This is a genomic window from Alteromonas sp. 5NW40-0090 (assembly GCF_057552975.1).
Genome location: NZ_BAAJLT010000004.1, coordinates 58041 through 73410, shown reverse-complemented (window position 1 = coordinate 73410; position 15370 = coordinate 58041). Strand labels below are relative to the sequence as shown.

Here is a 15370-nt window from a genome sequence, read left to right as displayed (position 1 = left end):
AACCATTTGAGGCCAACCACGCGACTTCCATCATTATATAAACACACGCCAGGCACAAACATTACATTATTTGTTAACTCTAAACTAATGATGTAATGTTTAATGTAGAGAGCAAGGACGAAGACACATTTTGTGTATTCACTAAGTGGAAATGCCATGACTTTATCAAATCGATTTGTAACGCACATTGTAGACAACCAGCCCACTATTGCCGCCCCTTACAACGTGTGGCGTGATGATGCGTTGCTACGCATATTTGTGAATCAGCATCTCCCCTCCTCACATCAGCACGATGAGGGCCTGTTAGAAAAGTATGGCCAAATTGCGGGTGATACCCTTATGAGCCATGGAGAACTCGCAAACAAAAACAAGCCCGTCCTCCACACATTTGACCGCTATGGCCGCCGCATTGACGATGTTGAATTTCACCCAAGCTATCACGCGCTAATGGAAAGTGCGATGCAGCATAATGTACATAACTATTCGTGGAAGTATGAAGGTATCGAAGGCGCACATACCATCCGAGCAGCTCTAATGTATATACATTATCAAGCAGAGTCTGGTACATCTTGCCCACTGACAATGACACACGCAGCGATCCCCGCCATGCGATATGGAAAAAGCTTACCGCCTTACTACTTGGATAAAACCACCAATGGCGTGTACGACCCTCGCGCCTTACCCGCGAGTCAGAAACACGGGCTGACTATTGGCATGGGCATGACCGAAAAACAAGGTGGGTCGGATGTTAGGCGAAACACTACTACAGCAGTGAAACAAGCTGATGGCAGTTACCACATTGTAGGGCATAAGTTCTTTTTCTCTGCCCCCATGTGCGACGCTCATCTTATTCTCGCGCAAGCCGAAGGCGGACTAAGCTGCTTTTTACTACCAAGAATGCTTGAAAACGGTGAACTTAATAACGTTCGAATTCAGCGTTTGAAAGACAAGCTAGGCGATTGGAGCAACGCATCATCTGAAGTTGAATTTCAAGAAGCCACGGCATACTTGATTGGCGAAGAAGGCCGTGGCGTGCCGGTGATCATCGATATGGTGTCGCTTACTCGACTTGACTGCATGATAGGATCATCAGCACTCATGCGGCAATCACTGGTTCACGCTTTACACCATGTGAGCCACCGCGACGCCTTCAGCAAAACCTTAGTCAATCAGCCACTAATGCAAAACGTTCTGGCAGACCTCACCATTGAGTGTGCTGCTGCAACCGCGCTTACTATGCGCGTGGCAAAAGCGGTAGATAGTGCACAAAATGATAGCCATGAAGCTGCACTGGCAAGGCTGGCCACGGCAATTGGAAAGTACTGGATTTGTAAGCGCACGCCTATGTTTGTAAACGAAGCGCAAGAGTGTTTAGGTGGCATTGGTTACGTAGAAGAGAATCCTATGCCACGTTATTACCGTCAAGCTCCGCTCAATTCTATTTGGGAAGGCAGTGGAAACGTACAATGTCTAGATGTGCTACGTGCATTCGCCAAAGAGCCTGATATTAAAGAGGCCCTGTTTAACGAACTTAAAACACAGGTAGGCAAAAATAAGGATTACGATATCCACCTTAGTAAGCTGTTCAATGAGCTATCTAAAACACAAAATATGGAAACGCGTAGCCGCTATTTAACCGAACAAATGGCGCTAGCACTGCAAGCATGCTCTCTTCTTGCAACGTCAGTCGATAACGACAACGCCCTTATAGATATTGCCCACACGTTCTGTGAGTCGAGGCTAGGCAACGGAAGTGGTTTCGCTTTTGGTACACTGCCCGACACCACACCATTTGAGCGCATTATTGCGATTGGACAAATTTCTTATAACTGAGCAAGGTCAAAAAGATCTCAGTTCAAGAGCTAATAGTTGACGTTGAAATAAATTTTTCAAATTGGCGTAAAGTCCTACTAGCACACTAAGCTTGCACTACCGTTCTGTATATGAAGCCTGACGCAAGGCCCTGTTCAGCCATAGGTGCAGCTCAGTCATAGGTGCAATTGTTTACAAGATAAAAATCTTTCGTCATTGCCGTCCCCATTCTTTTCCACCCATTTCTACTAACCTAGACGCGGCTCGTCTAAAGGAAAAAGCGAGATCATTGGCGGAAGAAAATTGTGCCAGTGACACGCCAATTCGGCCCGTCGCCGACCATTCATAATATTCACCCTTTTGGGTGCGGATCATAGTTGTGGCAAAGGAACTCGAGTTCCCCCCTTTATCACTAACAATTAATTCTCCATCGCCATCATTGCTTTCAACGTGCGCTTCAAAATCGACAAACAACTCGTCAAGCGGGACTCGTGCCGTAAGTACCAAGCGGGTGCGAGATTCATAGCACGCGTCAATTAGGGTAACGAACCGGCGCGCTTCGTTGAGGTGATTGGCGTCCAGTTGAGGGACGCGTTCCATAATGATGACCGGAAATCGGCAGCAAAGGGAAATATAATCGGCCGCCCCGAGCGGTTGGTAGCACAAATCGGAGAAGTTAAACCAGGCGCACCGGTCATTCAATCGGGCGACCTTGACAGTTCGACCAAAGAGGACCGGAATGATCTCAGCCTCAGTTCCAGATCCATAGCCACCGAATATTTCTTCCAACTGCGCCTGTATGTTGTCATTAATTTTACCGAAAACATCTTCGTTCGACCAAAAATAAGATTGACCATCCGCTCGAGTTTCGAGTCGATAATCTACACTAGAATCCTCCATAGAAATAATGTCGAATGTGTCTTTCAACATGTCGATGAATGGCAAAAAGAGAGAACGGTTGATGCCGCCCTCATACAATGCCTCTGGGGCGCGATTGGAAGTGGCCACCACCACGACATTTAAATCCAATAACATCAAAAACAGTCGTTTTAAAATCATGGCATCGGCAACGTCTGTTACCTGAAATTCATCGAAACAGAGGAGTTGGGCTTCTTGTGCTAATTGATGCGCAATGATGGGGAGCCCATCATCTCTTGGAAACTTTTGTTTGTAGACGAAGATTCGATGATGAACTTCTAGCATGAATTCATGGAAATGAACGCGTCGTTTGGTTATTTTTGCGTGTTTGCAGCTACTCTTGTTACAGCTATGATTTTCTTCAGGAGCAGTAACCGACGCGTAAAAGAGATCCATTAAAAAGCTCTTGCCGACCCCGACCGGGCCATGAATGTATATACCTCGCGGTGGTGGACCAAAAGACCACAAATCGAACTTCTTTCGAAGAATGGACTGGGCAGACTTCAAAGATCGCGCCAGTAACGATAGACCACTGCCTGTAGAGCCGTCCTCTGTCGGTTGGTCGGTGCCCACTGGTACTGGCGGAAGCGAGGAAAGAGACTCATGCAGAGCATCGAGTTTTGCCGCCAGAGCAAATTGCGCGTCATCTCGTCGCAACTCCCCCGCATCCACCTTGCTTTCATATGCCACTGTTACTGGGCCTGTCGGGGAAGACCGCCGAACTACGCTATGTTGTACTGCTTTATTATCCGTCACCGTCTTCATCATGAACCTGATGAGTTTATCAACATGGTGCTTTGGTACGCTTGATTTCTATATGAGTATCAATTGATTTTGTAGTAAAGACTCAAACTCAAGGTTTCAACTTGCAAGAGTAAAACATAACCATATGAATAATATTAATAAAATAGAATGTTTATGTTTTGTTTACTCTCTAAACAAAACATAAAACCACTCAAGCCGGATAACACATACCTCCATAAACACTAAATAACCTAAAAAGGGTTAACCGAGTAACCTCGTTTGGCTAAGCGCACATGGGCTGTCATGGCTGATAGGTCCATCTTTACGCCTTCTATCAAAGCGTCTTTTTCAATGCCATGAGCTGTAGCAGACTGACCGCACACTATCACTTCAACACCTTGTTCCATAAGTGCAGTAAGCAGAACTTCATTACCGTTATGTTGCCCCTTGCGCTGTTTGAAGAATTCCCCCTTAAGCATTTCTTCTGTGGCAGAACCGTGAACCACGAGAGCAAGGGAAAGGTTTTCCTGTTTAACGCCGTTGGCAACGTGCATATTTATAAAACGAGCTAGCGACTCAAACTTGCGGTTAACCTCACCCGGGTTTGCTGCTTTAGCTACGTCAAACGCAACTTTGAATGCTTGATTTTCAGTAAAACTAACGCCATCCACTGGCGCATGTTTTCCGAAAGCGCTAAACACTGGCCCATACTCAAAATCTGATTTAGCTGAAGCCTGCCCTATTATTAACAATGCTGCTACCAAACAAAGTGACGCGCTGCCGATTCCTTTTGTCATGACCATTTCCTTTCCCTCAATTATTTCTCGTGCTTTAACGTGCAGGTAGCGCTGTTTTATATACTTCGAACGTCATATCACTTACATCGCTGCCCGCATCTTGGATTTTGCTGTTCGTATAGTAAAGTTCATTGTTATAAATACTAAAGGTATCAGCCCAGCTCACCACATCGCCTTTTACAAGTGTGCGAACGTCGAGACTCGGTGTAAGGTACTGCACCTCTTGCTTTTCCAGGTCAGCTAAATAGACATTGCCTTCGTGATAAATCATGCCATCTGGCGCACCTGTTGTAGCGACTTTTCGCACTTTTTTAGCCACTTCCTCATTCGTTGCTTTCTTTATATCAGAGGTATTAATGGCATATAGTGAATAACCTGACAAAGCATGGAAATATAATGTGTCGTTCAACGTATCTAACGCGATGCCGTCTGATTGAACGGTCATGCTGAAGGGCTTACCTTTAATACTTAACGACTCTACTTCCGCTTTTGTAGTTTCATGATTATCTAAAATGCGATAGCTAGTATTGTCATCTAGGTTATATACAACTAAACCCGCATGAGCCGAGTCGGTCATATATATGCGATTCGTTTTTTCATCTACTCGCAAGTCATTAATGTACGAATCAGTGTGATAAGCGTCTTCGCTAAGGAGTAAGGTACCTTCGATTTCATTTGAGGCCAAATCAACCACAAACAAGCGAGGTGCATCCACTACACCTTGAAACTTAGGATTGCGGGTATCCAACACATACAGTTTATCGTTATGGGCAACCACTGACTGAACGGCTAAAAAGCAATCTTTTCTTACTTTACTTTGCGCTACACACTCATTTGTTTTTCTATTGGGGTAGGCAACAAACTCACCGGTATCGGTTATTTGAGCGACAGAAAAACCTACACCGTCACGCCAGTTGGGCGCATTTACAAATACTCGCCCATCATTACTGACAGTTACACCGGTAATTTGTGTGCCTTTTATTTCGCCAATTAATTCGACCTCAGAGTCCAGAGCGGACTGTGCAAATGCGTTGACCGAAAAAAACGCTGTTAGAACAGCTGCCGTTACCGTGGATTTTACTCGCTTACTATTCATGTCCTTTTTCCCTTAATTGTTTAACATAAACATTGCCGAACGTGTTTTCTGTAATCCAAATTACAGAGCTTTGGGTGCCACTACGATCATTGAGATTAAACAGACAGCACTAAATCATACGGTATACCCCCTCAGTAGGAACACCGTTTGACGTCCCATCTATACGAGTGAACGATTAACGCGCTAGTTGTAACGTTTCAGCGACCTTTCTGCTGTCAACTTTGTAAATAACGATATAAGTAGATCTAAAGAAGGCTGTGTTCTCGTTTAAGATAAGATTAGTTGAACCTTTTTGCTGACAGAGTATTCTCTTGATAGCAACAATTTACAGTGAACTTATTATGCGAATACGTACTTCAAGGAATTTCGATACCCGCTTTGTTAAGGGTATATCTCGTTTGAAATCAGGATTATTCTTTTTATTTTGCGCAGTACTCGTCGCTGGGTGCAGCAGCAAACCCCAAGTGAGCGTTGACGACTCGCAAAACTTTGCTGACATTAAAACCTTTTACATTCAAGCGCCGTTAAACCCCATCAACGAAACCCTCGCCAACCATTTGTCTTCAACCATCACACAGCGATTAATTACCAAAGGGTTAACACCAACGGCAGAAGACGAGGCTGATGTTTCAGTAGGTTATCTTCCTTCAACGACCACAAAAGAAGATGGAACCACATTAAATTTGGGATTAGGTACAGGAACGTTTGGGCGCTCCGGCGGCATTTCACTCGGCAGTATCTTTAGCATACCTGTGGGAGAGCAAACGTCTCTACAGCAGGGGCTTCAAATAGATATAGTGAAAGATGGTAGGTTTATCTATAGCGCTTCAGGTAGTGTTGAGCTTGAATCTAAAGACAGCATAAGCATTCAAAAGAAACTCGATGAATTAGTTACAGCATTGCTAGAACAGTATCCAACAAGCGAAGCTCAGAACTAGCAAGTACAAATATCGAAGCTCGATAGGCGTAATTGCATACTTCCAGACGGCCGATGTAACATTTAATCTGGCCGTTCACAAAAAAGCGCCTTTGTGAAGTGACCCCCAATAGTTGGACTATCCAATTACTGGGGGTCTTTTTATTTTATAAATACGGTTTAAATTAGCTATGCTGACGCTGCTTTTTTCCGCGCTTCTTTTTCATGTTATCAAACTTTTCAAGCTGTTCATCGGTTAGGATTTCCGCTACTTTCATGCGAAGTTCTGCACGTTTAAGAAAGCGAGCTTTGGCTTTTTCAGCTTTTTGATCTGCAATGACTTCCACTTTCGCTTGATAGTCAGGGTCGTCAGGGTTTAACCCCGCTAACGCATTAACTTTATGGCGCTTACCTTCCTCGACCATTTCCGCTCTTTTAGCCTGATGCTCAGCTTTAAGCTCATCTCTTAGCGCTTGAAATTGCACTTTTTGCTCTTCAGTTAAGTCGAGTACTCTTTCCATTTTATGCAAAGGTAAGAAGTCTCCACCTCTGCGCTCATCAGAATTTTTACCACCTGCATAAGCAGTGGTTGCGATACATGCACTTAATAAAACACCGGTAATTAATTTTTTCATCTTAATCTTCCTACTTGTTTTGTCATGGTTATGCATGACGTTTAAAAATAATGTTGTTTCATCAACGGAATTAAGTATGCGTGAATCAATCGATAAGTAGGGTTAAGCTAGTGTAAAGTTGGGTAAAGTTAAAAAATACCGCAGTGAATAGGGGTAATATTCGGGCATGAAAAATGAAAAAATCAATGTGTTGCTCGTCGATGATGACAAAGACCTATGCGCCCTACTCCAAGAGTTTTTAGAAGGGGACGGCTTCAGTGTAGATGCCATTTACAGCGGCGATGAAGCAATAAAAACACTACTAAACACCGAGAAGTACGACACTGTTGTGCTTGACATCATGATGCCTGGCATATCGGGGCTTGATGTACTGAAATCGGTAAGAGCCGAAAAACAAACCCCAATTCTAATGCTAACAGGTCGTGGCGATGACATAGACCGCATTGTGGGACTTGAACTTGGTGCTGATGATTACCTTCCTAAGCCTTGTAATCCAAGAGAGCTTGGCGCTCGTATCCGCGCCATCATACGAAGAACACAATACCTGAAGGCCTCGCCCTCCGCTTCGCTAAGTGAATTGCATGGTATATACCTGGATCTAGGTGCACGGCAAGCAACAGTTAATGGCAAACCTCTTGCGCTAACTGGCGCTGAATTCAATGCTCTTAGCTATCTCATGGAGCGTGTAGGACAAACTATATCGAAGCAAGAAATGACGCAGGAAGTATTAAAACGTCCATTAGAAGCTTATGACAGAGCGATGGATGTACATATAAGCCGAATTCGTCAAAAGCTGACAGCAGTCGGTGTTTCCAACGTCATTCAGTCTGTTCGCGGCGTTGGGTATCAAATGCTAACTGCTCCTCAGCAATCGGAATAAAAGACAAAGGCAATGGTCAGTAACGTTAAATGGACAGATATAAAAACTAACTTGGGTTTCAAGCGCTTATTCTGGCGAATTTTTGTTGCTTTTTGGGTAGCCAGCCTAGCGGTAATGGCGGCTACCGGTTACGTATTAGTTAACGAGTATACTGCAAGTAGCTACAACAAGCGTTTTCTTGATGATGCGACGAATCAGGCTGAAAGGATTGTATGGCGATACGAGCACGAAGCGTTCACAAACGGTAGAGCTAGAAGTGAGATTAAAGAATGGGTCAAAAGGCGAAATGGGCGAGAAAACCAGCTAATCCCCATGCTTATTTCAACGCCTGATAACGAAGTCGTTTATCACTATCGACTGAACAAAGTGCCTGAAGAGCACAGGATCACACGTGAAATATACGGGCCATCAAACAACCGCTATGTCGCTCAATTTAGGCAACCGCAAACGCCTCGAATTTACAAACAAGTGCTTAGTCGCTTTCAGTCTATACAGTTTGTTTTTATATTTTTAGCCTCGACACTGGTGAGTGCTCTGCTTAGCTGGAGCATCGTTAAACCTATTAAATATTTAGGGGCTTTTAGCCGAAAATACGCCAACGACCAGACCGCGACACCAGTCCCCTCTCAACTTCTTACTCGTGGCGACGAGTTGAGCGACCTCGCAGCCGATATTAACTTTATGGTTAGCAAAACCGCTGATGCGATAGGTGCCCAACAAAGATTATTACATGACGTATCTCATGAGTTGCGAGCCCCTCTTGCACGGCTTCAGGCATCTGCTGCAATCATCGAACAGCATCAACCTGAAAACAAACACGTACTGCAAATACATAATGACTGCCAACGAATGGATCAGCTCATTCAGCAAATTTTAAACTTTTCGACATTGGAACAGACGCCTAAGAAAGCTGAGCCATGTGACATTATTGCGTTATGTAACCGTGTATTAGACGACATGGCAGTAAACTACCCGGGTATTCCTACCACATTAACGTTCAACCAATCACCTATAGACGAGACTATTATTAATGGCTTTCCTGAAGCTTTGCATCAAGCATTAGACAACATAGTGGGTAACGCTTGCAAGTACTCGGATAAAGGCCAACCTGTTGCTATAGACGTTACTTTTAATGCTAATAGCGTTGTCATTGTTGTTAAGGATAAGGGTATTGGCGTAGACAACGCTGAGATTGAAAAGTTAATGCAGCCTTTTTATCGAGCCGGAAACCAAATGCATACTGAAGGCTTTGGTCTAGGCTTAACTATTGCGCTAAAAGCAGTAGAAAAGCACGCTGGAACACTTGCAATGCAAAGCCCTGCAGAAGGTGGTCTTCGTGTCAAAATTACGCTGCCTAAAAACGCGCCGACACATCTATAAATGTTGTTTGCAGGCTCATACTACTGGCATCAATAAAGAAAAGTATTCTTTCGTACACTAAACATCGCTTTTATATAAAACATTACTAAAACGACATAGCTTGTGTTGTTGCCGAAAATAGAGGAAGTCGATGCGAATTAGCGTTATGCTTGGCGGTATGAAGAAGTGTAGATTGACATAATGGCAGCGCAGCAGCCTCTTTCCGTTCAGCAAAACCTTACCATTAGGTTATTGCGTGTATTAAGGTATAACAAAGCCCGTATCGAACGAGCGCTTACGCTCATGCCTGAAAAGCACAAGCCGCTTTTTCACGTGTTCCCTTTCCTTGTACACGTTAATCACGAAGCACTTCCAGGCTATATAGGCCCACTTTCTTCGGGTGAGACTGTTCCATTTGGCATCAATAACTACTCTTTTAGGTCTGATATAGAAAAAGCGCTTTTAAGGTGTTTTCCCGCGGAGAGTCACCTTTTTGCGGATATTAAACAAATCTGGCCAAGGCAACGAGCCATAGAATCACTGGTTCTCATGGGCAGTGTGGGTACTATTGCACAAACCGATGACTCGGATTTTGATTACTGGGTGTGCATCGATGGCAAACGATTTTCAGAGGTAGAACTTTCCTTACTTCAACAGAAGCTTACCGCCATTGAAAAATGGGCGGACAATATCTTTGGAATTGAAGTACATTTTTTTCTTTCTGAAATAGATAAAGTAAAGCAAAACGACTTCGGTGTCGCCGAGGGTGAAAGCGCCGGCTCAGCACAAGCATTGTTTTTAAAAGCCGAATTTTATAACACCAATATCGTTGTAGCGGGCAAAGCCCCTTTTTGGTGGCTTACGCCAGAAAAAACCAATGAGAATCAGTACCAAGCTATTTATAACAGTCTGGAAAAAGGCGGCTCACCCGATCTTGATTGGTTTATGGACTTAGGTCATTTAGAAAAGCTTGATGCCAGTGAATTGTTTGGTGCAGCCATTTGGCAATTGGGGAAAGCCATGGACTCCCCCTTTAAGTCCGTTTTAAAAATGGCAAAACTTGAAGTGTACTTGGCCAATATTTCTCATGGTCAGCCTCTATGTAACTTGCTAAAAAAGCATGTGCATCGCGGTGCTGAAGCGCCGGGCCATGTATCAGATATCGACCCTTACGCATTGATGTTCGACGAACTTATCACCCACTACAAAGTTAACGGTCAGCCTGAAGACATAGAAGTCCTTCAGCAATGTTTGTACTTAAAATGTGCTTGCCCGTTAAGTCAATCCCTTTTCGAAGGAGAAAAGCCAAACTTTAAACGTAGAATTTTAGCCTCTTACGCCAGGCAATGGGGGTGGGGCAGAAAACAAATCCTTCATTTGGACAACCAGCAAGATTGGACGTTTAGCGAACGCGTACAACTTAGTCGTCGGGTTCACAGTTTCCTCTTAAAATGCTATAGACGCATTTCTAAAGAACTCGGCCACTACCAACAAGTGATGGATGAGAAAGACATGACAGTTTTGGGTAGGCGCTTAAGTACCTATTACGCTAAAAAAGAAGCTAAAATTGAGTTTCTACGTCGTGCATTCGACGAGAGTCTGTACTGCGAGAAAATCACTATTGCTATGCGCCAGCTAAAAAACGGTACCGAGGTATGGTCGGCCTATGCAGGTGACTTATTAAGTAAATCAGGCATCATTGATGAAGCCCAGAAAATATCCCAAGCTTCTAGCGCGATTGCGTTAATGGTATGGTTGGTTTCAAGTAAGATAATTGATACCAACAGCGAAGTTTATCTAGATTACAACTATGGCGAAGTAAGCGAGCTAGACCTTAACGACCTTCTCAAACACTTGTGCAAGTACTTTCCACCGGTTAAAGTCTCGTCGCTACCTCGTAACGATTTACTTGCGCCGGAGCGTATAACCGCATGTTTTGCGATCGTGAATTTTCCTACCTTACGCCAAAAAGCCACGGTTGAAGATGTTGCTATTATCTACAAAACATCTTGGGGCGAAACGTTTTTAAAATTCGGTAACGAAATACTGGATACATTGTGGTATGAATTACAAGAAGTCATCCCTCAGCCAGCGTGCTATGTCATGGTGCCAAGGGGGAATCAACAAACTCGCATTTTGGGTGAGTTCTTGGAATCAACAGACCTTAACTTCAATGTCCTATATTAAAAGGGCCGGCACTGCTCTTGCTCTTTCTTTCAAATGAAAATGCATGAACCACGCTTTCAATTTCATACTTTTAATTTGCGCTTTTGGGCGACGTTGATCGCTGAATACATTAAACCATTCCCTTCTTCATTTAAGATATAAAAAAGCTTTTTGGTTTAAAAACACCCAAAAAATGCTTGCACTATAGAATTACAAGTGTAATCTAAATGCATCGACTACAACTGTAATCAATAAAAGTAGGTTTCGTTCCTATGAGCAAAATGTCAGACAAACCCGAAATTTCTAACGCTGAATTTGAAGTACTGGACGTGCTGTGGGACGACCACCCAGCAACATCAAATGAAGTTATTTCACGCTTAAATGATAAGAAAGACTGGCACGAAAAAACCGTAAAAACACTATTAGGCCGCTTGGTGAAAAAAGAAGTATTGGGGTTTGAAAAACAGCAACGTCAGTACCTTTATTACCCGCTGATTGCGCGAGAAGACTATACAAAAAAAGAAACAGCTAGCTTTGTTAGTCGTTTATTTAAAGGAAAAATAACGCCTATGGTCGCAGGTTTTGCTAATCAGAACTCGCTGACGAAACAAGACATAAACGAGCTGAAAGCGCTTATCAAAGAATGGGAAGAAAACAATGATTGATTGGATTGTTGCTCAGCAAGGTATTTTGTCGCTAGTGCTTGTTTTGCTCATGGTGTGCGAGCACTTTTTCACCAATAAAATTGGGGCTTCACTTACCTATAAGTTATGGGCATTAATTCCAGGATGCCTAATAGTCAATAACCTTCCTATGTCGCTGGTTAGCATGCCATCGAATAGCTTTACTCGCTACGTGGTTGGCGTTAAGCCAACAATAGACACCGCTGAATTCGAAACCGTTTTATTTATTTGGCTAACTGGTGCAAGCGTAATCACAGCCTACGTACTAATGCATCACATAAAGATTTGGGCATCGATAGGAAAACAACGCGCTATCCATACTAATGCCTACTATTCCAATAAAGCTACCACACCCATGCTATTTGGCTTTATCTCACCTAAGGTGCTTATTCCTTTCTCGTTTAAAAGTGTATTTTCAACTAAGCAACAAGCGCTGGTATTAGAACATGAGAACATTCATCGCAAACATCACGACCACCTGTGGAATATGTCAGCGCTGATTATCGCAATTGTATTTTGGTTCAACCCACTGGTTTGGCTAGCACTAAAATCCTTCCGAATTAATCAAGAACTGGCTTGCGATCACGCTGTACTCAAAGACAAAACCGACAACGAAAAACTTACCTATGCAAAAGCACTCGTGCAGTGTGCCGAGCATAGTTCAAACGCCCTGCACCGTTCACTAGGGCTTTACCCAACCTTTGGAGAAAAAAGGACTATGATCAAACGTTTAAATGCAATAAAACAACCTGCAAGTGCTAATAAAGCACTCGCAGCTGGCGTACTTTCTGTTGCCGCTCTGCTCACTATTAACACCGCCTTAGCAAATGCTCCAGTCGCAGAGACAAAATCTGAAGCTAAAGTTAACGAAGCATCACCGGTTAAACGCGTTCCACCAACTTACCCAGAAAAAGCAGCGCAAGAAAATGTAGAAGGCTTCGTTGTGCTTTCTTTCGATATTACAGAAACGGGTGCTACAGATAATGTAGAAATTGTAAAATCGGTACCTGCTGGCGTGTTTGATAAAAGTGCAATAGTTGCCCTGAAACAATGGGTATATAAGCCTCGTATCCAAGGAGGAAAAGGCGTGAGACAAACTGACCTTCTGGTGCAATTAGACTATCAACTTGGCGCTTCTCTTGATACAGCGAGTGTTGAAAAGAACGCATCCCCTGAAGTAGAGCGGATAATCATTCCACCCAAACAGAGTAAATAAATCAAAAATCCAATCAGAACATTAAAAGGAGCGCACCGCTCCTTTTAGTGTTTTGTCTAACTGACTAAACTCCAAATCCGCCGTTATGAAAACTTATACTTATTAATACTTTGATACTATTAATCAAAAATGTATCATTTTTAAATTATAATATGTTAAAGAGTACGGAAGCTCTAAATGCAAACCTCTAGAGCAACACTTTATTTAATTGCCAGCTTAAGCCTAGTCCCCCTTTTTATATTTTCTTTATTTGGATTTTATTTAGACAGCGACATTTATTTTCAAATCGATACGTTAGCACTCTGCTGTTTTTTATTTTGCTTATTCGTGATTTTTAGTTATTTCAAGAGTTTTATATTTACAACTTTTGTAGTTTTCGCGCTTACAAGCCTGGTAATTTTCTCATCGATATCTAGAGAGTACCTCGATTTTTATGGGCTCTACATCAGCTTTGAATCTCTCAAACTTTATCGAGAACTGTTTCTGGCGGTTAAGAACTTCAACAGTCGACCTGCATTAATTTTTGCACTTATAGTCTTTGTAACAGGAGTATTCCTTCATAAGACAATATTTCAGAAGTTGCCGCGTTTTTCATGGAAAGGAGGCGCATTAGCTTTCCTTCTACCGTTTTCTGTTGGACTTCTTTTACTCAACATTCATACAACACGAAATGATACTATCGAATTGCTAAACTTAGTTAGTGATGAAAAGAGAGAAGTTAAGCTTGAAAACCCCCTTATGTTCTTTTTCAGAAGTACTCCCTTAGCGTTAAGGTTTGCACCAATATCTGAGGGTAAGGCTGCAGAGAATAAAGCCAGAATAATCGCGAAGGCGCTCAGAAAGAATACACTTGTGGCATTGCCAGAAGAATACGAGCCTCAGAACTTTGAACGACTTGTATTAGATTATCCAGGGCTTGAACATAAAAGTAGTAGTGTTAATCCGCTAGCTTTTTATCCTTCTTTTCAAATGGGGCATGAAGCGCCCAACAAGAAGAATGTAATTCTCATTGTATTAGAGAGTTCTCGATTCAAGGAGTTGTCTAAAAAAGTAACCCCGAACCTTCTTGAGATTGCGAGCGAGTCATTCTGGTTTACCAATAGCTATGCTACTTCTAGAGCAACTATAAAGTCTGAGCAAGCGATTCTGTGTAGCTCTATAGATAGCAACCTTTTAACACCATTTGCGCGTTCTGAAGGTGTCTATCGTGGAAAATGTTTACCCCACATCTTAAAAAAACACGGTTATACGACAACTTGGTTTCATGGTAATACAAAAGAGTTTTACAATAGAGAAGTCTTCCATCCGTCACTGGGCTTTGACAAAATTTATTCAAAAGAATCGTTTGAAAGTAATGGATATAGCGATATTCAAGATATTGGATGGGGTGTCCCTGATCCCATCCTTTACGATACGGCGTTGAATCATTTTGAAAAGCAAACAGGCCCTTTTTTCGCTGAAGTGTTAACTCTTTCAAACCACCAACCATTTAACTGGGATTACAAAGGTTTTAAGTTCCCTCTTTCTCTAGAAGAACTAGGCGACGATATTTACAGTAATTATCAGCGCTCTCTTTATTATGCGGATGATGCTCTTGGAAAGTTTTGGCGTAGTCTTAAACAAAAACCATTTTACAGTCAGTCTATTATTGTAATAACGGGTGACCACGGTGTCCCTTTCTATCCTAAAGACATTGTTTCTAATAAAGACAAGTTTGAAGTCTTGTTTAAAGTCCCCATGCTTATTCATATACCTAAATCATCGCCTCGCCATATAGACACAACGAGAAGTCACTTGGATATTGCGCCCACTCTGCTTTCACTTTTAAACATTCGTGAGGAAAACTCTTTTCTTGGGCGTCCCCTGATAGGAAACAACTTTAGTAATGAAAAACGGCCAATATTTTTAATGAATATGAATAACTATGGTTTTATCTATGGGGAAACAAAATGTTTTCCAAATGCTAAAATGTGTACTAAAGGCCAAGACTGTATTAATGAAAAACGCTTTTCATGTGCTATTGACTCTTCAGAAGATGTAGAAGCAATAGGGCAGTCTTCACACCTAATGAAGTATCTGCAACTCAAAACCCTAGCAGCTTTTACAGAATAAAAATGAACACTCGCTTATCATCGAAAACTAGAAGAG

At 42.6% G+C, this 15370-nt stretch carries 12 protein-coding genes; 8 read left to right on the top strand and 4 right to left on the bottom strand.

The window, feature by feature from the left end; translation table 11 throughout:
- Positions 1–156 precede the first annotated feature (156 nt).
- Positions 157–1833 (top strand): acyl-CoA dehydrogenase family protein, encoded by a 1677-nt coding sequence (locus AC27KT_RS06015; RefSeq protein ID WP_487128278.1) that lies wholly within the window; start codon positions 157–159, stop codon positions 1831–1833.
- A 192-nt stretch (positions 1834–2025) separates the two neighbouring features.
- Here AC27KT_RS06015 and zapE read toward each other — a convergent pair whose 3' ends face one another.
- The 3 genes from zapE to AC27KT_RS06000 form a co-directional block, all read right to left on the bottom strand.
- On the bottom strand, positions 2026–3420 hold the full coding sequence (zapE, locus tag AC27KT_RS06010; RefSeq protein WP_487128276.1) for a cell division protein ZapE: 1395 nt from the start codon (positions 3418–3420) through the stop codon (positions 2026–2028).
- 305 nt (positions 3421–3725) lie between these two features.
- The gene (locus AC27KT_RS06005; RefSeq protein ID WP_487128274.1) at positions 3726–4271 is read right to left on the bottom strand and encodes a DsrE family protein; all 546 of its coding nucleotides are present in this window, start codon (positions 4269–4271) and stop codon (positions 3726–3728) included.
- Between the two features lie 34 nt (positions 4272–4305).
- Positions 4306–5367 carry an L-dopachrome tautomerase-related protein gene (locus tag AC27KT_RS06000; protein ID WP_487128272.1) on the bottom strand — a complete coding sequence of 354 codons (1062 nt, stop codon included), beginning with the start codon at positions 5365–5367 and terminating at the stop codon, positions 4306–4308.
- 341 nt (positions 5368–5708) lie between these two features.
- On the opposite strand from AC27KT_RS06000, the gene AC27KT_RS05995 reads away from it, so the two are divergent.
- On the top strand, positions 5709–6305 hold the full coding sequence (locus tag AC27KT_RS05995; RefSeq protein ID WP_487128270.1) for a DUF4136 domain-containing protein: 597 nt from the start codon (positions 5709–5711) through the stop codon (positions 6303–6305).
- Positions 6306–6468: 163 nt separating this feature from the next.
- Here the strand turns inward: AC27KT_RS05995 and AC27KT_RS05990 are convergent, their stop codons facing one another.
- Positions 6469–6918, bottom strand: coding sequence for a Spy/CpxP family protein refolding chaperone (locus AC27KT_RS05990; RefSeq protein WP_487128268.1), 450 nt, complete (start codon positions 6916–6918; stop codon positions 6469–6471).
- A 166-nt stretch (positions 6919–7084) separates the two neighbouring features.
- On the opposite strand from AC27KT_RS05990, the gene AC27KT_RS05985 reads away from it, so the two are divergent.
- The 6 genes from AC27KT_RS05985 to AC27KT_RS05960 all read left to right on the top strand — a co-directional run bounded on the left by AC27KT_RS05985 (position 7085) and on the right by AC27KT_RS05960 (position 15334).
- On the top strand, positions 7085–7798 hold the full coding sequence (locus AC27KT_RS05985) for a response regulator (RefSeq protein ID WP_487128266.1): 714 nt from the start codon (positions 7085–7087) through the stop codon (positions 7796–7798).
- 12 nt (positions 7799–7810) lie between these two features.
- Positions 7811–9178, top strand: coding sequence for a HAMP domain-containing sensor histidine kinase (locus tag AC27KT_RS05980; RefSeq protein WP_487128264.1), 1368 nt, complete (start codon positions 7811–7813; stop codon positions 9176–9178).
- Positions 9179–9358: 180 nt separating this feature from the next.
- Positions 9359–11344 (top strand): class I adenylate cyclase, encoded by a 1986-nt coding sequence (locus AC27KT_RS05975; protein WP_487128262.1) that lies wholly within the window; start codon positions 9359–9361, stop codon positions 11342–11344.
- Between the two features lie 251 nt (positions 11345–11595).
- A complete protein-coding gene (locus tag AC27KT_RS05970; protein WP_487128260.1) occupies positions 11596–11988 on the top strand; it encodes a BlaI/MecI/CopY family transcriptional regulator in 393 nt (130 codons plus the stop codon).
- A complete protein-coding gene (locus AC27KT_RS05965; protein ID WP_487128258.1) occupies positions 11981–13222 on the top strand; it encodes a M56 family metallopeptidase in 1242 nt (413 codons plus the stop codon). Before AC27KT_RS05970 ends, AC27KT_RS05965 begins: the two co-directional genes overlap by 8 nt.
- Before the next feature lie 177 nt (positions 13223–13399).
- Positions 13400–15334 (top strand): LTA synthase family protein, encoded by a 1935-nt coding sequence (locus AC27KT_RS05960; RefSeq protein WP_487128256.1) that lies wholly within the window; start codon positions 13400–13402, stop codon positions 15332–15334.
- The last annotated feature ends 36 nt before the right edge of the window (positions 15335–15370 follow it).

Bases quoted from the DNA above. Each gene is read 5' to 3' on its own strand.
- AC27KT_RS06005 (WP_487128274.1), bottom strand. From the start codon at position 4,271: ATGACAAAAGGAATCGGCAGCGCGTCACTTTGTTTGGTAGCAGCATTG.
- AC27KT_RS05970 (WP_487128260.1), top strand. From the start codon at position 11,596: ATGAGCAAAATGTCAGACAAACCCGAAATTTCTAACGCTGAATTTGAA.
- AC27KT_RS05975 (WP_487128262.1), top strand. From the start codon at position 9,359: ATGGCAGCGCAGCAGCCTCTTTCCGTTCAGCAAAACCTTACCATTAGG.
- AC27KT_RS05960 (WP_487128256.1), top strand. From the start codon at position 13,400: ATGCAAACCTCTAGAGCAACACTTTATTTAATTGCCAGCTTAAGCCTA.
- AC27KT_RS05985 (WP_487128266.1), top strand. From the start codon at position 7,085: ATGAAAAATGAAAAAATCAATGTGTTGCTCGTCGATGATGACAAAGAC.
- AC27KT_RS05980 (WP_487128264.1), top strand. From the start codon at position 7,811: ATGGTCAGTAACGTTAAATGGACAGATATAAAAACTAACTTGGGTTTC.
- AC27KT_RS06015 (WP_487128278.1), top strand. From the start codon at position 157: ATGACTTTATCAAATCGATTTGTAACGCACATTGTAGACAACCAGCCC.
- AC27KT_RS05990 (WP_487128268.1), bottom strand. From the start codon at position 6,918: ATGAAAAAATTAATTACCGGTGTTTTATTAAGTGCATGTATCGCAACC.
- AC27KT_RS05995 (WP_487128270.1), top strand. From the start codon at position 5,709: ATGCGAATACGTACTTCAAGGAATTTCGATACCCGCTTTGTTAAGGGT.
- AC27KT_RS06000 (WP_487128272.1), bottom strand. From the start codon at position 5,367: ATGAATAGTAAGCGAGTAAAATCCACGGTAACGGCAGCTGTTCTAACA.
- AC27KT_RS05965 (WP_487128258.1), top strand. From the start codon at position 11,981: ATGATTGATTGGATTGTTGCTCAGCAAGGTATTTTGTCGCTAGTGCTT.